The 23,435-nt window shown below is 49.8% G+C and carries 15 protein-coding genes; 5 read left to right on the forward strand and 10 right to left on the reverse strand.

Annotation, left to right across the window (positions count from 1 at the left end):
- Positions 1-52: 52 nt before the first annotated feature.
- From ABFZ84_RS14445 to ABFZ84_RS14485, 9 genes are all read right to left on the reverse strand, one after another.
- Positions 53-1,687 carry an ABC transporter ATP-binding protein gene (locus ABFZ84_RS14445; RefSeq protein ID WP_369314785.1) on the reverse strand — a complete coding sequence of 545 codons (1,635 nt, stop codon included), beginning with the start codon at positions 1,685-1,687 and terminating at the stop codon, positions 53-55.
- A gap of 3 nt (positions 1,688-1,690) precedes the next feature.
- Positions 1,691-2,551 (reverse strand): ABC transporter permease, encoded by an 861-nt coding sequence (locus ABFZ84_RS14450; RefSeq protein WP_369314786.1) that lies wholly within the window; start codon positions 2,549-2,551, stop codon positions 1,691-1,693.
- The gene (locus ABFZ84_RS14455; protein WP_369314787.1) at positions 2,548-5,157 is read right to left on the reverse strand and encodes an ABC transporter substrate-binding protein; all 2,610 of its coding nucleotides are present in this window, start codon (positions 5,155-5,157) and stop codon (positions 2,548-2,550) included. The genes ABFZ84_RS14450 and ABFZ84_RS14455 overlap by 4 nt, the downstream gene beginning before the upstream one ends.
- Positions 5,158-5,284: 127 nt before the next feature.
- Entirely contained in the window at positions 5,285-7,480 is a 2,196-nt protein-coding gene (locus tag ABFZ84_RS14460; protein ID WP_369314788.1) for a TonB-dependent receptor, read from the reverse strand.
- 344 nt (positions 7,481-7,824) lie between these two features.
- Positions 7,825-9,093, reverse strand: a complete 1,269-nt coding sequence (locus tag ABFZ84_RS14465; protein WP_369314822.1) for an acetylornithine deacetylase/succinyl-diaminopimelate desuccinylase family protein — start codon at positions 9,091-9,093, stop codon at positions 7,825-7,827.
- A gap of 13 nt (positions 9,094-9,106) precedes the next feature.
- Positions 9,107-10,234 carry a 3-isopropylmalate dehydrogenase gene (leuB, locus tag ABFZ84_RS14470; RefSeq protein WP_369314789.1) on the reverse strand — a complete coding sequence of 376 codons (1,128 nt, stop codon included), beginning with the start codon at positions 10,232-10,234 and terminating at the stop codon, positions 9,107-9,109.
- A gap of 1 nt (position 10,235) precedes the next feature.
- On the reverse strand, positions 10,236-10,982 hold the full coding sequence (locus ABFZ84_RS14475; protein ID WP_369314790.1) for a glucose 1-dehydrogenase: 747 nt from the start codon (positions 10,980-10,982) through the stop codon (positions 10,236-10,238).
- A gap of 10 nt (positions 10,983-10,992) precedes the next feature.
- Positions 10,993-12,438 (reverse strand): aldehyde dehydrogenase family protein, encoded by a 1,446-nt coding sequence (locus ABFZ84_RS14480; RefSeq protein WP_369314791.1) that lies wholly within the window; start codon positions 12,436-12,438, stop codon positions 10,993-10,995.
- 237 nt (positions 12,439-12,675) lie between these two features.
- The gene (locus ABFZ84_RS14485) at positions 12,676-13,293 is read right to left on the reverse strand and encodes a TetR/AcrR family transcriptional regulator (protein WP_369314792.1); all 618 of its coding nucleotides are present in this window, start codon (positions 13,291-13,293) and stop codon (positions 12,676-12,678) included.
- A 211-nt stretch (positions 13,294-13,504) separates the two neighbouring features.
- Between ABFZ84_RS14485 and ABFZ84_RS14490 the strand changes: the two genes are divergently transcribed.
- From ABFZ84_RS14490 to ABFZ84_RS14500, 3 genes are read left to right on the forward strand one after another with little or no spacing between them, the layout of a single operon-like run.
- The gene (locus ABFZ84_RS14490) at positions 13,505-14,689 is read left to right on the forward strand and encodes an efflux RND transporter periplasmic adaptor subunit (protein WP_369314793.1); all 1,185 of its coding nucleotides are present in this window, start codon (positions 13,505-13,507) and stop codon (positions 14,687-14,689) included.
- A gap of 37 nt (positions 14,690-14,726) precedes the next feature.
- Positions 14,727-17,891 (forward strand): efflux RND transporter permease subunit, encoded by a 3,165-nt coding sequence (locus tag ABFZ84_RS14495; RefSeq protein ID WP_369314794.1) that lies wholly within the window; start codon positions 14,727-14,729, stop codon positions 17,889-17,891.
- A 2-nt stretch (positions 17,892-17,893) separates the two neighbouring features.
- On the forward strand, positions 17,894-19,330 hold the full coding sequence (locus tag ABFZ84_RS14500; protein WP_369314795.1) for an efflux transporter outer membrane subunit: 1,437 nt from the start codon (positions 17,894-17,896) through the stop codon (positions 19,328-19,330).
- On the opposite strand, the gene glk is transcribed toward ABFZ84_RS14500, so the two are convergent.
- A complete protein-coding gene (glk, locus tag ABFZ84_RS14505) occupies positions 19,323-20,282 on the reverse strand; it encodes a glucokinase (RefSeq protein WP_369314796.1) in 960 nt (319 codons plus the stop codon). The genes ABFZ84_RS14500 and glk overlap by 8 nt on opposite strands.
- Before the next feature lie 208 nt (positions 20,283-20,490).
- Between glk and ABFZ84_RS14510 the strand changes: the two genes are divergently transcribed.
- Both ABFZ84_RS14510 and ABFZ84_RS14515 read left to right on the forward strand, forming a co-directional pair.
- Positions 20,491-22,341 (forward strand): potassium/proton antiporter, encoded by a 1,851-nt coding sequence (locus ABFZ84_RS14510; protein WP_407067112.1) that lies wholly within the window; start codon positions 20,491-20,493, stop codon positions 22,339-22,341.
- 432 nt (positions 22,342-22,773) lie between these two features.
- Positions 22,774-23,418 carry a response regulator transcription factor gene (locus ABFZ84_RS14515; protein WP_369314798.1) on the forward strand — a complete coding sequence of 215 codons (645 nt, stop codon included), beginning with the start codon at positions 22,774-22,776 and terminating at the stop codon, positions 23,416-23,418.
- Positions 23,419-23,435: the final 17 nt, after the last annotated feature.

The raw sequence follows: 23,435 nt of genomic DNA on the forward strand, positions 1-23,435 counted from the left end.
ATCTCTCCTGTCTAATTTTAATCATCGTTTTTTGCTTGTTCGTATATGGCATTCATTGCGAAACTTCGGTTGGGTGCCCAATCGCTTTCCGTCGTTCTAACGCGCGGTTCAAATTTGGTGCTGCGTTCAACAAATCTATTGTATATGGATGCTGTGGATTCGAGAAAACGGCCTCGGTATCTCCTTCTTCAACAATTTTTCCGGCCTTCATGACCATCACCCGATCAGTAATCGAACGAACAACGGTTAGGTCATGAGTCACAAAAAGATATGCCACGCCCAATCTGTCAGATAGGTCCGCAAGGAGATCCAAAACCTTCGCGCGAACTGTTACATCCAGCGCGGAAACCGCCTCATCAAGCGCTATCACTGACGGTTCAGTAATAAGCGCCCGCGCAATCGCAATGCGCTGACGTTGGCCGCCCGAAAATTCATGCGGAAACCGGTCAGCATCACGCCCATTTAAACCAACTTGTTCAAGCATTGCCTCGATCCGCATTCGTTCCTGCTTGCTACTGATGGCGCGGTCATAAAGGTGAAAATTTTCAGCGATGATTTTCTCAACCCGCCAGCGAGGGTCAAAGCTTCCAAAAGGATCTTGAAACACGACCTGAATTTTTCGCCGCAATTCTTTGGTCTTAGCCAAATTACGCGCAGGAAAAGACTCACCGAAAACTCGAACCTCGCCTGCCTGTGGTGCGTCGAGCCCCAATATTGTTCGAAGAAGTGTTGATTTACCGCAACCAGACTCGCCCACAAGGCCCACATTCTCATGCGGACAGATCTCAAAACTCACGTTATCAACGGCGCGGAAAGGCGGGTCCGGCTTTAGTAGCTTCCGTCTCCCGGCATATTCCCGAACTAATTGCTCGACTTGAAGCACCGGCTTTCCGCTCCGACCGCCCTGCTCAGCTCGCTCAGGCTGGTGGTCGGTGTTTTTTATCAATTTAACCGTATAGGGATTATTACTATTCCGAAAGACATGATCGACGCTGCCTTCATCGACAATTTCACCATGCTTCATCACAACAACACGGTCGGCGACTTGAGCGACAACGGCCAAGTCGTGAGTAACCAAAATCATCGCTGCACCATCCTCACGAACGAGGCGATTTAGAAGGTCAAGAATTTCGGCTTGAGTTGTTACATCAAGTGCCGTCGTCGGTTCGTCAGCAATGATGAGCTTTGGCTTAAGCGCGAGTGCAATCGCAATAGCAACCCGTTGACGTTGCCCGCCTGATAGATTGTGCGGATACCGCCCGAGACCGAATTGCGGTGCGCGTAACCCTACTCTGTCTAACATCTCCCGTGCGATCGTCCGGGCCTCCGTCCGAGAGACCTTACGGTGGATCCGAACAGTCTCAGCAATTTGATCACCAATCGTCATGACAGGGTTGAGCGCAGTCATCGGTTCTTGAAAAATGATTCCGATATCGCGCCCGCGTATCGCACAAAGGTCATTCTCCGATGCGCCAGACAGAATGGCATTTTCAAGTTTAACGGTGCCACTCATATTGGCTTTAGGCGGCAACAGTCCGAGCACCGCCATAGCGGTCATCGATTTTCCAGATCCGGATTCCCCGGCTAATCCCACAATTTCACCCGCGTTCAATTGCAAGGAAATCGATTTCAGAATCGATGCATGCCCTATTGAAACGCAGAGTTTTTCAATTTTCAAAAGCGACATAACCTATCGCTCCTGCCTGATGCGTGGGTCAAGAAAGTCACGTAACCCGTCACCAACAAGCCCAAATCCAAACACAACAATCATTATTGCAAACCCCGGAAAGATAGCGAGCCATGGTGCAAAACCGATCATTGTCTGCGCTTCCGCGAGCATTCGTCCCCAGCTCGGCATTGGTGGTTGCGCCCCCAAGCCAACATATGAAAGACCCGCCTCAGCTACGACGCCAAGCGCAAATTGAATTGCTCCTTGTACAATCAATAGACCTAATAAATTCGGCAATATATGTTGTATTGAAATTAGGAATGTCGACTTCCCAGCGGTTCTCGCTGACAGAATAAATTCTCGGGTCCACAGCCCTATTGCCGCGCCGCGCGCTACCCTAGCAAAAACTGGAATGTTAAAAATACCAATCGCGACGATGGCGTTAATCGCACCCGGCCCAAATACAGCCGTTATCATCACGGCCATAAGCAATGAGGGAAATGCGAAAATCAGATCGTTTGTTCGCATGACCACTTCACCGACCATCCCGTGACGTGCCGCGGCCAGCAAACCAAGCGGCGTACCAATTCCCGCGCCAATGATAACAGCAACAAGCGCCACGGCGAGCGAGTTGCGCGCGCCCACCATGATCATAGATAAAACATCACGGCCAAAATGATCCGTCCCAAAAGGGTGGGCAAAACTTGGCGATAGCAACTTCTGTGTGACGTTCAAATCCGTTACGTCATAAGGCGTCCAAATGAATGATAGAAGTGCAACAAAGATTGTCAGAAGGCATAGACCGGCACCAATTAAAAACCCAGTGGACACCCCATGCCAAGCATTAGAGGTAGTTCCTATGACCTTGGCTTGATCATTCATTGCGCGCGCCCCCGCAACCGAGGATCCACGGCAAGATATGCCAAATCAATAAGAAATGTGACGGTGACAACTGCAAATACAAGAACAAACACGACGCTTTGCACCACCATTAAATCACGTTGCGTAATGGCCTGGAAAACCAGCCTGCCCAGCCCTGGCAATGAAAATACATTTTCAATAATGATCCCGCCCGCAAGCAAGAATGGAAATTGCAAACCAATTATCGTCAGGACAGGGATGAGTGCATTCCGAACAGCATGACGCCATAAAGCAGCTTCCCAACTCAATCCTTTTGCACGGGCAGTACGAATATAGTCTTCATTCATGGTATCCAATAAGGACGAACGCAACACACGCGCAATAATCGCCGCCTGTGGTGCCGCCAGCGCCAGAGCGGGAAGAAATAATCCCTTTACCCCCGCGAGCAGCCCAGCATCCCAGCCGACAAATCCTCCCGCCGAAAACCACTTTAATTGGATGGCAAAGACGATAATCAGCAACATCGCAATCCAGAAATTCGGTAACGCAACACCGATCTGCATCACGGCATTTAATCCCGTATCAATCGCAGTCCCACGCCGGCTGGCAGCGATGACACCAACGGGGATGGCAATCAACAGTGAAATGATCATTGCCATCAAAGCAAGCGGTGCGGAAACTTGCATCCTTTCTGCGATCAACTCTCCCACAGGAACTTGGTATGTGTAGCTAATCCCAAAATGCCCTGTTATCACGCCACCAAGCCATTCAAAATACCGCACAAACGCAGGAGAATCGAGGCCCATTTGTTCGCGCAGAGCGATGATGGACTCTGGACTAGCGTTTAATCCCATCATGTAGGATGCAGGATCTCCCGGAACGATCTGCATCAAGATGAAAATGACGACTGACGCAGCCAGCAATGTTCCAACATGTGACCCGACACGGCCAAATAAATATAGCACCCCCATGGAACGCGCGACCAGAACGCCCAATCCAACAACGACTATGGGAATGATAATAGTCCAGAATGCATTATCAGGCTTAGCTTCGCGTCTGTCGGTCTCCATAGCCGCGTCAGCACCATCAAAATAGGCTCCAGCGGCAATATTGGCGGGGATTGGCGTGTCTATCCAAAGACCATTTAAATCAGCACGCCAAATTCCTACACGCGCAGACTGCAACAAATAACCATTTACGGCGTCATCGGCCAACGTCTGTTGAATATCCCTGAGTAATGCAGTCCTGCGATTGGCATCAACCTCAACGTTATATTGCGCGACGAGTGCCGCAAACTCTGGGTTCTCGTAACCAAAATAATAATCACTGCGGGCGTAAATACCGAAATCCATCGGTTCGATGTGTTCAACAATGGTCAGATCAAATTCATGACGTTTGAAAACCTGATCGAGCCATTGCGCCCATTCCAAGTTCTCAATCCTAACATCGATACCAATTTCAGAAAGCTGTGACGCAACGATCTCACCTGCCCGACGCGCATATGGCCGTGGCGGCAATCGCAATGATACGGAAAACCCTTCTGGATAACCCGCTTGCGCCAATAGCTCTTTGCCCCGTTGAATGTCATGAGGGTAGCGGGCAACTAAATCTATATAGCCGGGACTTTGCCGAGTATAATGGCTGCCGATCGGCTGGCCAAAACCAAACATCGCGCCATCAATTATCGCGTCTTTATCGAGCGCATGGGAAATTGCGCGGCGGACCAAAACATCATTGAGTGGCGAATGTCGGTTGTTGATCGCCAGTATAACCTTTCCCTCTGACGCCCCTGTTACGACCTTAAAATTAGGATCACTCTCAAATTCTGCCACATTTTCCGGGGCGGGATAATTCGGAAATGCATCAATGTCCCCCGCTTTCATTGAGGAAAACGCAGCTGCTGGATCACCTATAAATTTGAAAACGACGGAATTAACTTTAGGCGCAGCACCCCAATATTGATCATTACGCACCAAAATAAGAGAATCGCCGCGCCGCCAGCGCTCATATTTAAACGGGCCAGTACCAACCGGATTGGTCGCGTTTTTTGCCGCGCTTTCTTGCGCGACCATCACCGCATCTCCCCACCCCAGATAATATGGCAGATCAATGGATGGCCGACTTAATGTTAGCTTGACCGAATACGGATCAAGTACATCAACTTGATGAATCGGGCTTAACAACGCTTTTTGCGCATTTGACGATTCGGGCGCTAAGGCTCGTTCCAATGAATACTTGACGTCATTCGCATCGAAATCCGTACCGTCATGGAATTTCACACCGTGCCGTAGGCGGAATATATATGACAGTCCATCTGGCGATACGTCCCAAGTCTCCGCTAAAGCCGGTGCAACATCTCCAGTTTGTGTAATACGGGTTAAGCCTTCAAACACATTACCGTAAACCACCGCATCAACGGCAGCAGCAGCGCCCGAGGTTGGGTCAAGGTTTGGTGGCTCTAGCGGAACGCCCAAAATCAATTGATCTTTTGCATAGGCGCCAGACATCAACGCGATGGCAGCAACCATGACCAACAAAAACAACCCGAAGGTTGCCCTTCCTCGTAGCAAGGTGCATTTCAACACTTCACCAATCTGAACATTGTGATCGCGCGAGTTGATTAGCATCGAATCCCGGAAGTATCGCACTTGGCGCCAGTACCAAACGCATGAATAGAAATTGAGATTATAGACTAACCTTGCACGGCATTCCATCTTAACGAAAGACGCGTGCAAGGTTCGATCACGTCACGATCTAAAAGTCAGCCGTCAAACGAACGCCATAGGTTCGTGGCCGTCCTGGTTGAGCAATATCAGCGCTTGTAAAAAAGTTGCGCGTCAAATCATATTCCTTATCGAGCAAATTCCGAGCCCATATCCCGAGTGTCCAGGGGCCGTCGGTCGGCGCGATGCTCAAGCTCGCATTAACGAGCCAATATGACTCAACATCATATGTACTACCGAGCCATGATGGATAGAAATCTCGGCGACTATAGTTCGTCTCGGCTACAACTCCGAAATTGCCCAAATCAATTAGATAGCTCGCAGAGCCGCTATAACTGAAATCAGGGAATGGTAACGCTTCGCCTGCTCGGTCAACAAAAACTGCGGCGTTGGCCAACCGGGAGGCAGGAACATCCAAATCGAAAAACTCAACATACTCGCCCTCTTTATAACCGAGAGCTTGAATGATGTTGAGGTTAGGTAGCGGCTGCCAAGTCAGCTCTAACTCCGCCCCATATATTTTTGATTTCGGCGCATTGGCAAAACGTCCAACTGGTCCGTTTACACCATAAACTGCTGAAAGCACCTGCTGATTAGAATAATCATAATAGAACGCTGCGCCATTCAGTGTTAGGTTATCAATAAAGTCTGTTTTGAAACCAACTTCATATGCCCACAAAACCTCAGGAGCGAATGGCTGAATTGAACTCTCTTGTCCCGTGTTGTACGTCGTAAAACCACCAGACTTGGTACCTCGGCTGACTGAAGCATATAAAAGAATATCATCAGTGGGCCTAAATTCTATTCCGCCCTTACCTGTCAAAGGCTCCATAGAAGTTGAAACATCAGTCGGCGGCAATGCAGTCGCCCCGCCGAACGCTGTTCCGAAGCCTTCAAGAAAACGATCTTCGCTTTCGAGGCGAAGCCCCGCAATTAGGTTGATTTTGTCAGTCAACGCATATTCCGCTTGACCAAAAATCGCGACGGATTCGACGGTCTGATCATAATTGACCCGACCATAAGTCCCGAAAATATCAAGGAAATCGGAGAAATACCGCTCATTGAGTTCCTGTTTCGAATAATAGAGACCAACCTGCCAGACAAATGGACCTTCACCATCAGACGATAATCTAACTTCCTGCGAGAAGACAGAAACGTCACTGCCGAAGAATGTATCCGCTTCACTAGATGCTGAAGAATCCCAATCACCAAGTTCAGACCGGTCCAATGATTCATAACTTGTGATGCTATTCAGAATGGCACCACCCAGATCTAATGCGCCATTAAGAGAAACGCCCCAACCGCTATTATCACGACCTGGCTTGCGGTCTGGCGAGGCACCAATATCGGTTAGAAGAGTTGGTGAAATTCCCCACCCAGTTAACGAGCGATCAGTATCGGCCAAGATTGTCGGCCCAGCGCCGCCACGGGTCGCAAGGTCGTTGATCAAATATAAGCCCTGATTTTCGGACTTATCCCAGCTATAGTGAGCATCAAACAGAAATTCCAAATTCGCTGTCGGCTCGAATTCAAACAAACCGCGCACGCCACCGCGATTGGCATCACCTAACTCCTCGTCGGTATCACGGTTGTGTTGCCATCCACCGCCTTGCTGCGTCGAAGCCGAAATACGTGCACGAAACCCATCCGTGATCGGACCTGAAATGTAACCTTCAGATTTGAATTCGTTGAAACGACCATATTCGGCGAAGACACCTGCGGCGAATTCATCGGTTGGTTTTTTGGTTACAAAATTAATTGCACCACCAGTTGTGTTGCGCCCATAGAGCGTTCCCTGAGGACCACGGAGAACCTCCACGCGCTCGATGTCATAAATCAATCCTTGCGTCATCACCGGAACTGGAAACGCAACCTCGTTCACATAAACACCAACAGTCGGGGAATTGTTTGACGCATAGTCCTGAAACCCAACACCACGAAGGCGGAACTGAGCCGCGCCGCCACCGAATGCTGGTTCGACCTCAAGGTTCGGTGCTGTGTTCTGCAGCTGATTAATATTAGTGACGCCCTGGTCCTTTAGCTGATCACCAGTCACAACCGTAACCGCCACACTCACATCTTGCAGAGATTGTTCGCGGCGCTGAGCCGTTACTACGATCGTATCTTCGTCATCCGCACTCACCTGCGCATAAGACGATTGCCCCGCAGACGCCAGAAATGCAGTCGCACTACTCGCCATCAACAATATTAACTTACTACGCTTCATAGTCATAACCCCTCTTATTGCCCTGACCGTTTTTCGGCCTTCCCATATGACATTCTCTAGTCGTCAAAATCTTCAATATATGTTCGTTCTCTGCTCGCAAGTATGACGCTGCACACCATCGTCATGCTTTAGTCATAAACTCTGGCTCCTGAATGGCGTCGACTCAAGTTTATTTTCCGGAATTCAAACGCTAATAACATTTTTGCAGCATAATCTCACATGCTTGAAATTTTCGTCCAACCACTCGTCGCAAAATTACGACGTCAGCGGATAATACCAAAGATAAATAGACGTATTCCGCATACATTCTGCATGCAGATCTTACGCAACAAAATTAACCTTCCCTACTCGACTTGCCCAAGCAAACGCGCTGTCGTCAACGCCATAACCTTTGCCGCCGACGTCATATCTTCGATACCAACCCACTCGTCCGGTTGGTGCGCGAGATCGAGCACCCCCGGCCCATAGGCGATGCAATCTTTTAGCTTTCCTATGCGATCCACATGTTTTTGATCATAGGTTCCAGGTGAACATATGAATTCGGGTTCACGCTTTAATATCTCGCGAATTGCGGCCGCTGTGGTTGATGCAACTGGTGCATCTTTATCAGCTAAACTAGGCTCGACAGCGAAAAGCTCGCGCAAATCAAATCGAAAATCAGGACGCGTCCGGGCCACCTCTTCGAGTAACTCTCTCACTTCCCCGCGCACGTCGTCCAAGCTCTCTTCAATTAGAAAGCGGCGATCAATAATCATGCGACAGGAATCCGCAACGCATGGTGCGGGCAAACCTTCGTGGCCTTCTTCCTGCCCACCATGAACTGAATTGATGTTCATGGTCGAACTTCGCGCACCGTCAGGAACGACGGGCATATCGGAGTGACGTGCGGACAATGTTGGGTAAAGGTCGTTTTCAAAACGCTCTAACACGGCGCTCATATGGCGTATCGCTGAATCACCCAAAAACGGCATCGAACCGTGCGCGATCCGGCCCTTCGTTTCAATTTCCGCCCACCAAACACCGCGATGACCAATACAAACACGATCAACATTCAAAGGCTCTGGGATGATCACATGATCGACCCGAGGCTTTGAAAACCATCCACGCTCTGCGAGATATGCGACACCACCATACCCGCCCGATTCTTCGTCGACGGTGCCCGATATTTCAATCGCCCCCGGGAAATTAGGGTCAGTATCAATCAATGCTTCAGCGGCAATAATAGCGGAAGCGATTCCGCCTTTCATGTCACATGCGCCGCGCCCATAAACCTTCCCGTCCTCTACCAATCCTTCAAATGGATCAACCGTCCACCCATCACCAACTTCGACAACGTCAATATGGCCGTTGAAGTGTACACATGGGCCGGGCTTTGCCCCCTCTTTACGGGCAACGATGTTGGTTCGAGGGTATCTATCACAATCACCAGGAGTGCCCACACCGCGAACATACTCCACAACGAAGCCGCGTTTTTTAAGACGATCGCCAATATACTCTGCACAAGGTCTATAGGCTTCACCCGGAGGGTTAATGGTTGGAAAACGAATGAGGTCGCGGGTCAACTCCACCAACTCGTCTACACGGTTGTCGATTTTCTCAAAGACTGCGTCCATTAACGGGTTCACGTTAGTTTCCCTTACTCACTTTTAGCGCGTCCAGCGACGCTAAAATAGCGTCGGTCATTGCATCGGAAGAAATCCCATCTCGTTCAGGCCCGGCAATGTCCGGCGTTCGATTCCCGTTAAACAATGCGAGCCTCACAGCATCCTCCAGAAGCTTCGCAGCCGCAGGTTCATTCATTGAAATTCGCAGACACATTGCAAAGGATAATATCGTGGCAATAGGATTTGCGATTCCCATTCCCGCAATATCTGGCGCAGAACCGTGGATTGGTTCGTAAACGGCATGGCTACGCTGATCATGACGACCCGCAGAGATCGTGGCGGATGGTAGCAACCCAAGTGATCCCGTTAGTGCCGCCGCTTCATCAGAAAGTATGTCGCCAAATAAATTGTCGGTTACGATAACATCAAATTGGTTAGGCCCACGTAACAACTGCATCGCACAGTTATCTGCATACATATGGGTTAGTTCTACGTCCGGGTATTCTCGCCCGACTTCGGTTGCAACGGAGCGCCAGAGCGCCCCGGTTTCCATCACATTCGCTTTGTCGACAGAACAGACTCGGGATTCTCGATTACGCGCTAATTCAAATGCGAGTCGGCAAACTCGTGCGATTTCCGCCTCAGCATAGGATTGCGTATCGACAGCACGGCGCGCTCCTTGCGCGTCTGTCGAAATGCCTCGAGGCTCTCCAAAATAGACGCCCGCAGTACTTTCCCGCACAATCATAATGTCCAGACCGCGCACCAGTTCGGGGCGCAATGCCGACGCTCCAATCAACTCCGGAAAACAAATTGCGGGTCGAAGGTTTGCGTATAAATCAAGTCCTTTTCGTAACCTCAAAATACCCATTTCAGGACGTTCTGATCGCGGTCGGTCATCCCATTTCGGCCCACCGACAGCGCCGAATAAAATGGCGTCTGCGGCTTCAGCTTTTGAAAAAACCTCGTCAGACATCGGATACCCGCAAGCATCAATCGACGCCCCACCAACTAGGGCGTGTTCTGTCTTTATTTGCACATCAAGAAATTCACCGAACCACGACACTACCCGCAAAGTCTGAGCAATAATCTCGGGCCCGATACCATCACCGGGCAAAACCAACAGGTTACATTCAGTGTTTTTTGTCACGTTAGATGCACCGCCCACCATCAACCTCAAGGGCCACACCCGTAATCATTGATGCATCGTCAGAGCAAAGAAAGCAGGCGCTAGCGCCCATATCCTCTGGCGTGGAAAACCTGCCTATTGGGATAGAAGCAAGAAATTTTGCACGCACTTCTGGCGTATCGCTACCCATAAATGTTTTCAGAAGCGGCGTTTCACCGGCAACAGGGTTAAGCGCATTTACTCGAATGCCTGCTCCCGCGAGTTCAACCGCCATCGCCCTAGTCGCCGTAATTACCCACCCTTTTGATGCATTGTACCATGTAAGGTTTGGGCGCGGACTGACGCCACCGGTGGAAGCAATGTTTAGAATTGCGCCTTTGCCATTCGTCTTCATGATCGGCACAATTTTTTGTGCCGTCAGATAAATAGATTTAATATTTACACGGAATAGACGGTCGAATATCTCTTCAGATAAATCATCCAGCGCTTCTGGGACATGACCAACACCAGCATTGTTGACCAATATATCAACCGAACCAAACTTACCGATTGTTTCTTGCGTCAGCCGCTCAACGTCACTTGCACTTGAAACATCTGCCTTTATACCAATAGCATCATCACCCATCTCGTTCGCAAGTGACTGAGCAGCGTCGCCATTAATATCTGCAATAGCAACGCGTGCACCCTCCGCAAGGAAACGGCGCACGATGCCCGCGCCAAAACCTGAAGCACCGCCAGTTACAATTGCAATTTTTCCGTCCAGACGCATCTATTTTTCCTTACCCGTGAAACGCAGCAACAGTTTTGAGTGTCGTGAAGCCGTACAACGCTTCAAAGCCTTTTTCACGGCCGTGTCCCGAACGCCCCACCCCACCGAAAGGAAGTTCGACCCCGCCACCAGCACCGTAATTATTGATAAAGACCTGCCCTGAACGAAGTTGACGTGACAACCGCATTTGTCGCGCACCGTCACGCGTCCAAACACCAGCGACCAATCCATAATCAGCGCTGTTTGCGATTTCGACTGCCTGCTCTTCTGTATCGAATGGAATAATGACCACAACTGGACCAAATATTTCCTCTTTAGCAAGACGATTGTCAGCAGGAACATCTGCAAACAATGTAGGCGCTACAAAATGGCCGCCCGATGGCGCGTTAGCAACGATCTCGCCCTGCCCAACAATCTCAAGGCTGGCTCGGCTGCCGTCGTCGATAAAACCACAAACAAGTTCTTTCTGTTTGCCCGAAACAAGGGGGCCAACATCAAGATCATCAATCGCGGGTCCAACTTTTAACGCCCGATAACGCTCCGCCATGCGCTCGACAACTTGCTGATAGACATCACGTTGCACAAGAATTCGCGACCCCGCCGAACAAGTTTGTCCCGCGTTTTGAACACCTGCATTTACCAAAAATGGGATCGCGGCCTCTATATCGGCATCATCGAATACTATCTGAGGAGATTTTCCGCCGAGTTCCAACGTAACCGGCACCGCATTTTGGGCCGCCGCCGCCTGAACAGCCGTCCCAACTGACGTCGATCCCGTGAATGAGATGTGATTGACGCCACTATGAGAAGCCAATGCAGCCCCCACCAGCTCGCCGGTTCCCGGAACGACGTTCAAAGCACCCTTTGGTAGCCCCACAGCATCAGCGATCCGTGCAAATGCAAGGGCAGTTAAACAGGCTTCTTCCGCCGGTTTCAACACCGCAGCATTTCCCGTTACCAAAGCCGCGACCACCGAGCGCCCAATAATCTGCATCGGGTAGTTCCACGGAATAATATGAGCTGTAACGCCGTGGGGCTCACGCAATGTATAGACGGTATAGTCATTCCCATACGGAATTGTTTCGCCGTGAAACTTATCAGCGCAGCCACCATAAAATTCCAAATAGCGCGCCAAAGCTATGGCATCCGCCCGCGCCTGTTTCAGGGGCTTACCAACATCAAGCGCTTCCATCTGCGCTAAGTCTTCAATCTGTTCGGAAACTGCTCGACCAATATTCGTGAGAATTCTGCCGCGATCAACGGCGCTCAAACCGCCCCACTCCCCATTCAATGTCGTGCGCGCCGCATCAACTGCTTCGTCAACATCTGTTGGTTGCGACGCTGCGATCTCGCCCATTACATTGCCTGTTGATGGATTTTCGATTGCAATGGTACCCGCGCCAGTCGGTTTCCTCCAACGGCCGCCAATAAAAATCTCGTCGGTACGCACCGCCATTACTCGCCCTTTTTTCCATACACCGCACAAATTATCCGCTAACGCTAAGATAAAATTATCACTTTTACAATCATACACTTAGCAAAACTGAAAGGGACCAAAACCCTATTTGATTATAATCGCTTAACCGCTTTCTGGTGCCGCGTAATCAGTTCCGACCGGTACGGATTAGTTATTCTATGCATAACTTTATGCAAAAAGTGCTCTGCGCACCTTAATAAGCATTAGATTTTCGAATCAAGCCTCGGCCTTTTCAACTGCACGCATTCCATTTTCATCTTGGCGGAATAGAAACTCGGCGACATCTCGGGCCTTTTGAATTCGTGCACGCTGATCAAAATCAGGAGCGACAATGTTTCGAATTCCTATGCCCTGAATAATCGCAACAAAAATTTCCAACCTGGCTTCAAGATCTTCAACATCTAAATTTTTCCTAAAAGCCTCAATAATCCTATTTTTGATTTCGGCATCCATCTTTTCGAGCGTTGCTGCAATTTCAGGATTTCGAGTCGCTTCAGAAAAAATTTCGAGCATCAACGTGGACCAGAACGGATCCGAACTCGACTCGAGATTCTTCTCAAGATTTTCGATAAAATGATCGACGACTTTATCACCGGCTTGCTCAAACTGCTCGACCATTTCCATCTTCTCAGCGAAGTGTGTGACGATCAATTCCTCAATGATCTGCCCCTTGCTCTCGAAATAGTGATAGATATGACCGGGGCTCATTCCAGCTTCTTTGGCGATTTGGGCCATGCGTGCGCCATGGAATCCACTCGCAACAAAGCTACGTTCAGCGGCGAGAAGCACGCATTTACGCCGCTTATCGGCGTTTTTCTCCTTACCCTCAGGCATCGATAACTCTCCGTCGAAACATCAATCGTCTCCATTGAATTTTGTGCGGCGCACCATATTTGTGCGCCAGTAGTATTGACTTCGTAACCTTTTAGTTAGAATAAACGTTCATTCTAATCAAGGCACCCGGACAAGGGTCCTACAAACACTGAGCAGAAAAACGGAATTCGCGAATATGCGCCATTACTTTTCACACCGCTCCGCAACGTTGATGAAAACCTCTTCCGCAGCGGCCATTGGCCTAGCGGCCATGCTCCTTGCTGCCTGCAGCGGGGAAAGCGCCGGTACGGGAACGGCATCCCCGCCACCCCCAGAAGTTGGGGTTCATACAGTATCAGCAGAAACCACCCAGCTATCAGTTACTCTACCAGGCCGTACCGCATCATTTCGTATGGCCGAAGTTCGCCCTCAAGTTTCGGGGATTATTAAAGAGCGACTTTTTGAAGAAGGCGAAATTGTCGAGGTCGGCACTCCGCTCTACAAAATCGACGACGCACTTTATCAAGCTTCGTATGATAGCGCGGTGGCTGCGCTCGCCCGTGCAGAGGCAACCGCTGTTGCGGCCACTAATCGCGAACAACGTTATAGTAAGCTCGCCAAAGCCAATGGTGTAAGCCAACAAGATTACGATGATGCCGCAGCCGCTGCACAACAAGCCCGTGCAGATGTCGGTGTCGCGCGTGCAGCCAGAGATACAGCAAAAATCAATCTCGACCGCACAACAATCACCGCCCCGATTGATGGGACGATTGGTCGATCATTGGTAACAGATGGCGCGCTGGTTACGTCCGGTCAGGCGCAAGAGTTGGCAGTGATCAATATGCTTGATCCAATTTTTGTAGACCTTACCCAGTCAAGCACCGAACTGCTCCGCCTCAAGCGAAAACTAGCGAATGGCGAGCTTCAGACTTTAGAGAATGATCAGCTCTCAGTAACCCTCACGCTTGAAGACGGGTCAACTTATGATTTCGATGGTGCTCTTGAGCTTACAGAATCGACAGTTACGCCTGAAACCGGGTCAGTTGTTCTGCGCGCAAGGTTTCCTAACCCCGACGGGTTACTCATACCGGGTATGTTTGTCCGTGCAGGTATTACTGAAGGCACTAAAGTGAATGCCATATTGGTCCCTCAACAAAGTGTCACGAGAGACGAAAAAGGAAACGGCATCACCTATGTCGTTAAAGAGGATAACAGCACTGAAGTTCGGTTGGTGGAAACCGAACGAGCAATTGGCGATCAATGGCTCATCGCAGATGGATTAGAAGCCGGTGAACGCATTGTATACGAAGGCTTCCAACGCATTCGCCCCGGAACTCCAGTAACGCCCGTCGAAATGGCAAGCACCGTCAAGGAAGTCAAAGTGTCGAGCAACACCCCTCCAGCTGGGGCTCGCTAAGTTCCAGCGCACCATTTAATTTAAAAGGTAAAACGTCGTGGCGAATTTTTTCATCTCACGCCCAATTTTTGCTGTCGTACTGGCGATTATCGCAATGCTCGCCGGTGCCATTAGTCTTCTGAACATGCCGGTTGAACAATATCCTGATATTGCGCCGCCTGCTGTCACGCTCACGGCTACCTATCCCGGTGCCTCTGCCAAGGCAGTTGAAGACGCTGTGACCCAAGTCATTGAACAACAAATGAAGGGGATTGATAACCTACGTTATATCTCCGCGAGCTCCAGCTCCGATGGCGCAATGTCGATGACACTGACATTTGAGTCCGGCACAGATCCCGACATCGCGCAGGTTCAGGTTCAAAATAAACTAGCCCTCGCAACGCCCCTCCTCCCGGCAGAAGTTCAGCGACAAGGTGTGGTGGTAAACAAAGCTCAAACTGGGTTTTTGATGATTGTCGCCCTTTCAAGCGAAGATGATTCATACACTCAAACTGATTTAGCAGACTACATTGCGTCCAATATGCAGGACCCTCTTAGTCGCGTACCCGGCGTTGGTGCCATCCAGCTATTCGCTTCTCAATATGCCATGCGTATCTGGCTTGATCCATTTCAACTCGCAAATTACGGCCTTTCACCGAATGATGTTGTTGCAGCGGTCCGTGCTCAAAACACTCAGGTAACGGGTGGCGAAATTGGCGGCGGCCCAGTTGTTACGGGCCAACAATTAAATGCAACGATTACAATTCAATCGCTAATGCAGACGCCTGACGAGTTTCGGCAAATAGCGTTGCGTACGCTTGAAGACGGATCGCAAGTCACAGTCGGCGATGTCGCAAAAGTTGAAATGGGCAGCGCTGACTATATTCGGTTCGGTGAATTCAACGAACGCCCCGCAGCCGGACTTGCTGTTCAACTCGCGACCGGCGCAAATGCCCTCGCAACGGCAAAGGCTGTAAATGAGCGCGTTGATGAGTTATCGAAATCACTTCCCCCGAATGTGAATGTAGAAAGCCCATACGACACGACACCATTCGTGAAAGAGTCGATCAAAGAAGTTGTCAAAACGCTGATCGAAGCCGCCATTTTCGTATCTATCATTATGTTCTTGTTCCTCCAGAACATTCGCGCCACAGCAATCGTGATGATTACTGTTCCCGTTGTTTTATTAGGTACAATGGCGATCCTGTTAGCGCTTGGGTTTTCGATTAATACCTTGTCGATGCTTGCAATGGTATTGGCGATTGGCCTGTTGGTTGATGACGCCATTGTTGTGATCGAAAACGTCGACCGGATCATGGAAGAGGAAAAGCTCCCAGCCAAAGAAGCAACCCTGAAAGCTATGGGCGAAATTTCTGGCGCATTGGTCGGTATCGGTGCCGTACTTTCAGCTGTGTTCGTGCCAATGGCGTTCTTCGGCGGTACTGCCGGTGTTATTTACCGAGAATTTTCAGTCACTATCGTTTCTGCGATGATACTGTCGGTTCTAACCGCTATTGTCCTGACGCCTGCTTTGTGTGCTGTTCTTTTAAAACCAGTCAATAAGGATATTTTAGCGCAGCCCGGTACTTTTAAATATGCCCTAGCGACACCACTCCGGTTATTCAATAAAGTCTTTAATACTGGGGCAGCCAAGCATTTGAGTGGCACAAAGAGTGTCATTAATCGTGCTCCACGTTTTGTTCTACTGTTTGTGGCGTTGTCGACGGTAACTGCATTTGCCTTTACCCGGCTCCAAGGCGCATTCCTTCCTAATGAAGACCAGGGCATCATGATGGTGCAAACACAACTCCCCGCCGGGGCAACGTTTGAACGCACGATGGCTGTCAATGATCAGCTTGAGGACTTTCTCCGCGAACAAGAGAAAGATACAGTTGAATCGTACTTTACACTTGCAGGAATGAGTTTCTCGAGTGTCGGTCAGAATGTCGGTCTTGGTTTCATCAACCTAAAAGACTGGGACGAACGCAAAGGTAAAGATGCAAATGTCCAAGCAATCATTCAACGCGCGATGGGCGCATTCCAAGGAATTCGCGATGGGCAGGTATTTGCGTTTTCGCCACCCGCAGTTCCTGGCCTCGGGCAAGCAGACGGCTTTGACTTGTATCTCCAAGATCGTGGCGGCTTAGGCCACGACGCACTTATCGATGCACGGAATCAAATCTTGGGTATGGCCGCACAAAATCCATTGCTCGTTGGCGTGCGACCGAATGGCTTGAACGACGTTCCGCAACTAAAAATCGATATTGATCAGAAAAAAGCACAAGCAATGGGCCTTTCGCTTGAGGCCATTAATTCCACCATCGCAACCGCAATGGGCGGCGTTTACGTCAACGATTTCCTCGACCGAGGCCGCATTAAACGTGTCTATGTTGCCGCTGGTTCTGAATACCGGAAATCACCGGAAGACCTCAATCTATGGCGTATTCCAAATGCCTCTGGCGAATTGGTGCCCTTCTCAGCATTTGCGGACGTTTCCTGGGAAATGGGGTCACCTAAGCTTGAGCGTTACAATGGTGTTTCATCAGTCCAGATATTGGGCGCAGCGGCACCGGGCGTAAGCTCCGGACAAGCCATGACCGAGATTGAAAAAATTGCCGCTGCACTACCCGACGGTTTTGAAATCGAATGGACTGGCGCTTCCGCCGAAGAAAGGGAATCTGGCTCTAAAACACCTATGCTTTATGCATTATCTATTCTCGTTGTCTTTTTATGCCTAGCGGCACTTTATGAAAGCTGGAGCATTCCAATTTCTGTACTGTTGATTGTTCCCTTAGGCGTCATGGGCGCAACTTTCACCGCACTAGCTAATGGCCTTGCGAATGATATTTTTTTCCAAGTTGGATTGTTAACGACAGTTGGGCTTTCGGCGAAGAACGCGATTTTGATTGTCGAGTTCGCACACATTCTCGAAGAACGCGGTAAAACTGCTGTTGAAGCTGCAATCGAAGCCGCGCGGACACGATTACGCCCGATCCTGATGACATCTTTTGCATTCGGTCTTGGGGTAACACCATTGGCCTTGAGCTCTGGTGCCGGAGCCGCTGGTCGGAATGCCATCGGCGCTTCTGTTCTTGGCGGAATGCTCGCTGCCTCACTCCTTGGTCTCTTCTTTACACCAATGTTCTACGTGCTCGTCCGTCGCCTCTTCGGCAGGACGAAACCGACCCACTCAAACTCCGTCGAACCTCAGGAAGCCGTTTAATCATGAGTACATCTTTTAATGCCGGCTTAGGTCTGCTCAGCATGTTTATAGCTTCTGGTTGTGCAACCATGGCTCCGGAATATAACCGACCAGAAAATGTAGTTTCTGATTCAGTCTCTTATTCAGACGCAGAAGACGCAAAGGTAAATCGCCTTTACGACTGGGAAGCCGTTTTTCCTGATCCAACATTACAATTATTAATTAGAACAGCGCTAGAAAATAACCGCGATGTTCGTATTGCTGCATTAAATGTCGAACGCGCCCGCGCCACATACCAAATCCAGCGGTCAGATAGTCTTCCATCTATTGCTGCGAATGGCGGATACACACGACAGTCTATTGGCGAAAATGCTTCCTCCAATGGTATTTCAAGCACCACTGGAAGCTCAATCGACATTGAGCAATTTTCAGCGAATGCTGGTGTCAGCGCTTATGAGCTTGACCTTTTCGGCCGTGTCCGGAGCTTAAACAGGCAAGCCCTTAATACCTACCTTTCAACCGACGAAGCCCGGAAGTCAGCGGAAATCCTTTTGGTGTCCGAAGTTGCTAATGCGTATCTTCAACTCATTGCCGATCAGGAATTACTCTCCATCGCAATCGACACGGCTATAAGCCAGCAAGACTCTCTGGATTTAACCAATCTACGGGTCGAAAACGGTATTGGAACTGACCTAGATGTACAGCGGGCAACTACATCAATTGAACGCGCAAAAGCTGATGTTGCGATTTTAGAAGCACAAACCGCCCGCGATATAAATGCATTGCAGTTGTTACTTGGCGTCTCTTCTTTGCCTGAGTTGAAAACTGATCGAAAAATAGATCAGCTAGAAATCGCTCGCGTCATTCCAGCCGGAGTGAATTCTGAAGTTCTCTTAAATCGTCCGGATGTTCTGGCTGCTGAGAATCGTTTGATAGCAGCGAATGCTAATATTGGCGCAGCGCGCGCCGCCTTCTTTCCTCGAATTCTGTTAACGGCAAATGCTGGTTCCGCAACCGCAGATCTATCTGACCTCTTTTCTGGCGGCACTGGTGTATGGAGCTTTGCACCAACGGTTTCACTGCCGATTTTCACTGGCGGCCGCAATCGGGCGCAATTGAAGGGAGCAAAAATTGATCGTGATATCGCGGTGTCAGAATATGAAAAATCAGTTCAGACGGCTTTTCGTGAAGTCGCCGATGCCCTAGCAACACGTAACACAATTGACGCTCGCATTTCTGCGACTGAAAAACTTGCTAGCGCAGCCTCTTCTACTTTTGCGTTATCCGAGGATAGATTTGAAAACGGCATTGATGATTATCTTGCCGTTCTGGATGCACAGCGCGCTGATTATGCTGCTCGACAAGAACTCGTAGCCGTCCAGTTAGCTGAGGCGGTCAATGTAATTGAAATTTTCCGCGCCCTTGGCGGACCGGTTCAACACGCAACCCTGACTAACTAGCCCCCAGGCGGGCATGACCAACAACCATGTCCGCCGCCCCCAATAAGGCCACGTTGTCACGAATAATCAATCGTACAGGGATTGATGACATATATTTACTCATTTCTGCTTTGTCGTTGAAGCGCTCAACAAACGCGCTCTCATTTAGTAGTTCACGCATCTGCGGTAAGATTCCGCCCGCCAAGATAACGCCGCCCAGTGCACCCGTTGCCAACACGGCATCGCCAACTGCCTGCCCCAACATTTCGCAAAACATCGAAACCGCTTCAACGGCAAATTGATCACCCCCACTACGGGCTGCGGCCGTGACAGCTTCCCCGCTCCACAAACCAATGTCCACACCCGACAACGCACAGTAAATTTCAACCAACCCATTACCGGACAATAGGCGCTCAACGCTAACCCGATGAAAACGCATTTCCAGCTTTTCGATGACTGCTTTTTGGGCCGCACCAATAGGGGCAAACAGCACATGACCGCCTTCCGTGGCGATAATCTTTCGCTTAACCGAAATTGCTTGCCCAAGGCCTGTACCCGGCCCAATGATGAGTGTCGGCTTTTCCGGGTCACCATGACCTGACTTTATTATTTCAAAATCATCATCAGTCAAAAGCCGTACACCAGACGCAAGCGCTTCAAAATCATTGACCACCTTAAATGATGCTAGGCCCAAGGCGCGCTTGATCTCAGCGCTGCCAAGAACCCATGGAGAGTTCGTGAACTTTACGGTCTCATCCAAAACCGGTCCCGCCATAGCGAAACATCCTATTGCGGGTTTTGCATCGGCCCCACGTAGGAATTCCGCTGCTACCTCATCGACCGAAGAATAATCTCTCACCTTAAATTGGCGAATTTTCGAGAGAGTAATCGTACCCTTTTCTCGTCGGCCAAGCGCAAATCGTGCGTGCGTTCCGCCAAGATCGGCGACAATAATTTCATCATTTACTGCCATATGGATTTTCCATTCGCTGCCGAGAGATCATTTTCGTATTGAAAACATTCATATCACAATCCCTCTTTCACGAAGAAATGGCAGTAAGGTTCATTTGGCTCCGTTTTTTTATCTTCTAATCCTGATTTTAAACGAATTTTCTATCTTCACTCCTTGCACTGAACGGTCGTCGTCACTTAATTAAACATAAGCGGAGGAGAGATTTTTGATTGAGACGATCAATTTAGCAATTTTAATTGGTGCAGGACTGGTTATTCTTAGTACCTTGACCAGCCTCGTCTCGCAACGCATCGGCGCCCCACTACTTCTCGTATTTCTAGGAATCGGCCTTCTGGCTGGCCAAGATGGCGTTCTTGGTATCCAGTTTGACAGCGGTGGAACGGCTTACTTTATCGGTTCTTTAGCGCTCGCCATCATTCTTTTCGATAGTGGGTTTGAAACGCCACTGCGAAGTTACCGCCTCGCGGCCGCCCCAGCACTTACTTTGGCGACCCTTGGCGTCGTTCTCACCGCTGGGTTGGTCGGTGTTGCCTCTCACTATTTATTCGGTGTTAGCTGGATCGAAGGCTTCCTTCTCGGGTCTATTGTTGCGTCCACCGACGCTGCGGCTGTATTTTTTCTTTTGCGCGTTGGCGGATTAAAGCTTCGCGACAAGGTCAAGGCGACACTTGAAGTAGAATCCGGTGCTAACGACCCCATGGCGATCTTCCTTACCGCGATGTTTGTGGAACTCGCCGCTTCCCAAGCGGACCCTGGTTTTGGTTTCAGCGCAAGTTTTATCGCTTCATTTGCCCAACAAATCGGTCTCGGACTCATAATCGGTATCATCGGGGGTGGAGCCGTTGCCGCACTATTAAACCGGTTGCGCAATCTCGACCCGGGGTTATTTCCAATTGCCGGTCTCGCAACCGCGTTGGTTGTATTCGCAGCCAGTGGCTTACTCGGTGGGAGTGGCTTCCTTTCGGCCTATGTCGCCGGTGTGGTCGCGGGCAACCGACGGCTAATTTTTCCGCATCGTATTCGACGCTTCCAAGTTGGCATGACCTGGCTTGCTCAAATCGGCATGTTTTTAACGCTCGGTCTTTTGGCTACGCCCTCGGAGTTCGGTGTCATCATCCTCCCCGCGATCGCGCTCGCCATTATTCTAATTTTCTTTGCGCGGCCGCTAGCTGTTTGGATTTGCCTTTTGCCATTCAAATTCAAATGGCGCGAAAAACTGTTTGTAGGGTGGGTTGGCCTGCGCGGTGCCGTTTCGATCATGCTGGCAATTTTGCCGGGCCTTGGCGGCGTTCAGAATGGCGATACTTTTTTCAACATTGTGTTTGTCATGGTTTTGGCTTCGTTATTGATACAGGGGTGGACCATTAGTCTCGCAGCTCACCTTCTTAACATGTTACTCCCCCATGGCCCCGGACTACTTGACCGCATTGAACTTGAGTTACCGGGTGACGCTGAGCTGGAATTGGTCAGTTACCGAATTCATCCAGAAAGTACCGTTGCAATTGGAGAGCGTGTCCCGCGATGGGCACGGCCAGTTTTAATCATGCGGGGTAGCCGAACCTATTCTATCCACAATATTGGTCATCTTCAGGCTGATGATCGAGTTTATCTATTCGCCTCGCCTCGCCAACTAGAGATACTCGACAAAATTTACGCCAGCCCGGCAGACCTCGATCACCCCTCTCTATACGGAGATTTCGTGTTCGGTGGCGAGGTAAAGTTCAGTAATATTGCCAAACAATACGGACTTACTGCGTTCAACCTCGAAAGCGAAGAAACCGTTGGAGAATATCTCGAACGCGAATTTAGCGGTGAGCCCGTTGTAGGGGATCGTCTGTCTGTTGGTTCAGTAGATCTCGTTGTAACCGCATTAAGCGAAGACAACGTTATCGAAACGATCGGGTTAATTATCGACCCAGATAGTTTTGCACGGCCAAATATCCCAAAGGTTTTAACAAACAAAATACGCGGCTCAATTCGCAATATACGTGCGCGTTTAAACGCATCTGCATCGACGACGGCCACAGATGACCACCAATCGACCGAGGCCAATACATAATCACAAAACTGGTGATGTTATGTTCTAAAGGTACCAACACGGCCTGCGGCGAATGCTGCATTGTGCCCTACGTTCCAATAATCTGCACTGGTTAGATCGTTTCCCGCTCATTATCTTCCGCAATTTACAAATTAAACCGGCTTCCCTCCTTCACGCCGGACCTTACACAATAGTGGCTCAAATCGAAATTCTTACTGGAATAGCTGGTGCTATCCTATTTCGGTGCATCGCGGTGCTTGAATTGTGCGCCACCATCTCGACTTTCATCCGCGATATGGTGGCAGCATGCGGTTTGGGACGTACGCAAGTTCAATCGACAATTTTTAGCCCGCAAAGATTCTATATAAAATAGAAAAGACGCCCAACATTATTGCCTCCAGTATTGACAGCGCTTGCGTAGTTCAGAAAAAGTCAATCCAGAGGGGAAGGAATTTGAGCGCTGATTCACCAAAGAAACGGGTGATTGTTGCTGATGATCATGCGATCGTCCGCAGCGGTACGATTGCTGTATTGTCCGAGATTGATGGGGTCTCTATCGTAGCGGAGGTTGCCGACGGCCTCAGCGCCATTGCGGAAATCAAAAAACATCAGCCTGACCTTTTGGTGCTTGACGCGGCGATGCCGCATGCATCCGGCATTGAAGTACTGGCGGACACACGTCGCTGGAGTCCTGATACCGCAATCACGTTGCTCACAGGGTTTACATCAGCAGGCATTTTGGCGAATTGGCTTGCCGCCGATGTCGACGGCATCCTTTTGAAATCCTGTAGCCATGTAGAAATGAGAACCTGTTTTGAGGCGGTTCTTTCAGGCGGACGGTTTATATCAAAAGACGCCAGCGAGATTCTCGAACGGACAACACCGGTAGAAGCGATCACCAACAGGGAACGCGAAGTTCTGGCGCTTATTGCTATGGGGCGCCAAAGCGCCGATATCGCGAAACGTTTGAACATAAGTGCACGAACGGTCGAGAAGCACAGAGCCAGCCTTATGGCTAAAATCGGGGTTAATTCCGTAGCGCAATTGATTGCGTACGCTTTACGAGAGGGATTGCTGGACGAGCATCGTCAAATGTGAGCAGCGCGGAGATGCCC

Origin of the sequence: Hyphococcus lacteus (assembly GCF_041058985.1) — a bacterium.
Lineage (GTDB): Bacteria > Pseudomonadota > Alphaproteobacteria > Caulobacterales > Parvularculaceae > Hyphococcus > Hyphococcus lacteus.

What these genes read in the sequence shown, in the direction of transcription:
- ABFZ84_RS14445 (WP_369314785.1), bottom strand. Translation starts at nt 1,687, where the DNA reads ATGTCGCTTTTGAAAATTGAAAAACTCTGCGTTTCAATAGGGCATGCA.
- ABFZ84_RS14450 (WP_369314786.1), bottom strand. Translation starts at nt 2,551, where the DNA reads ATGAATGATCAAGCCAAGGTCATAGGAACTACCTCTAATGCTTGGCAT.
- ABFZ84_RS14455 (WP_369314787.1), bottom strand. Translation starts at nt 5,157, where the DNA reads ATGCTAATCAACTCGCGCGATCACAATGTTCAGATTGGTGAAGTGTTG.
- ABFZ84_RS14460 (WP_369314788.1), bottom strand. Translation starts at nt 7,480, where the DNA reads ATGAAGCGTAGTAAGTTAATATTGTTGATGGCGAGTAGTGCGACTGCA.
- ABFZ84_RS14465 (WP_369314822.1), bottom strand. Translation starts at nt 9,093, where the DNA reads ATGGACGCAGTCTTTGAGAAAATCGACAACCGTGTAGACGAGTTGGTG.
- ABFZ84_RS14475 (WP_369314790.1), bottom strand. Translation starts at nt 10,982, where the DNA reads ATGCGTCTGGACGGAAAAATTGCAATTGTAACTGGCGGTGCTTCAGGT.
- ABFZ84_RS14480 (WP_369314791.1), bottom strand. Translation starts at nt 12,438, where the DNA reads ATGGCGGTGCGTACCGACGAGATTTTTATTGGCGGCCGTTGGAGGAAA.
- ABFZ84_RS14485 (WP_369314792.1), bottom strand. Translation starts at nt 13,293, where the DNA reads ATGCCTGAGGGTAAGGAGAAAAACGCCGATAAGCGGCGTAAATGCGTG.
- ABFZ84_RS14490 (WP_369314793.1), top strand. Translation starts at nt 13,505, where the DNA reads ATGAAAACCTCTTCCGCAGCGGCCATTGGCCTAGCGGCCATGCTCCTT.
- ABFZ84_RS14500 (WP_369314795.1), top strand. Translation starts at nt 17,894, where the DNA reads ATGAGTACATCTTTTAATGCCGGCTTAGGTCTGCTCAGCATGTTTATA.
- glk (WP_369314796.1), bottom strand. Translation starts at nt 20,282, where the DNA reads ATGGCAGTAAATGATGAAATTATTGTCGCCGATCTTGGCGGAACGCAC.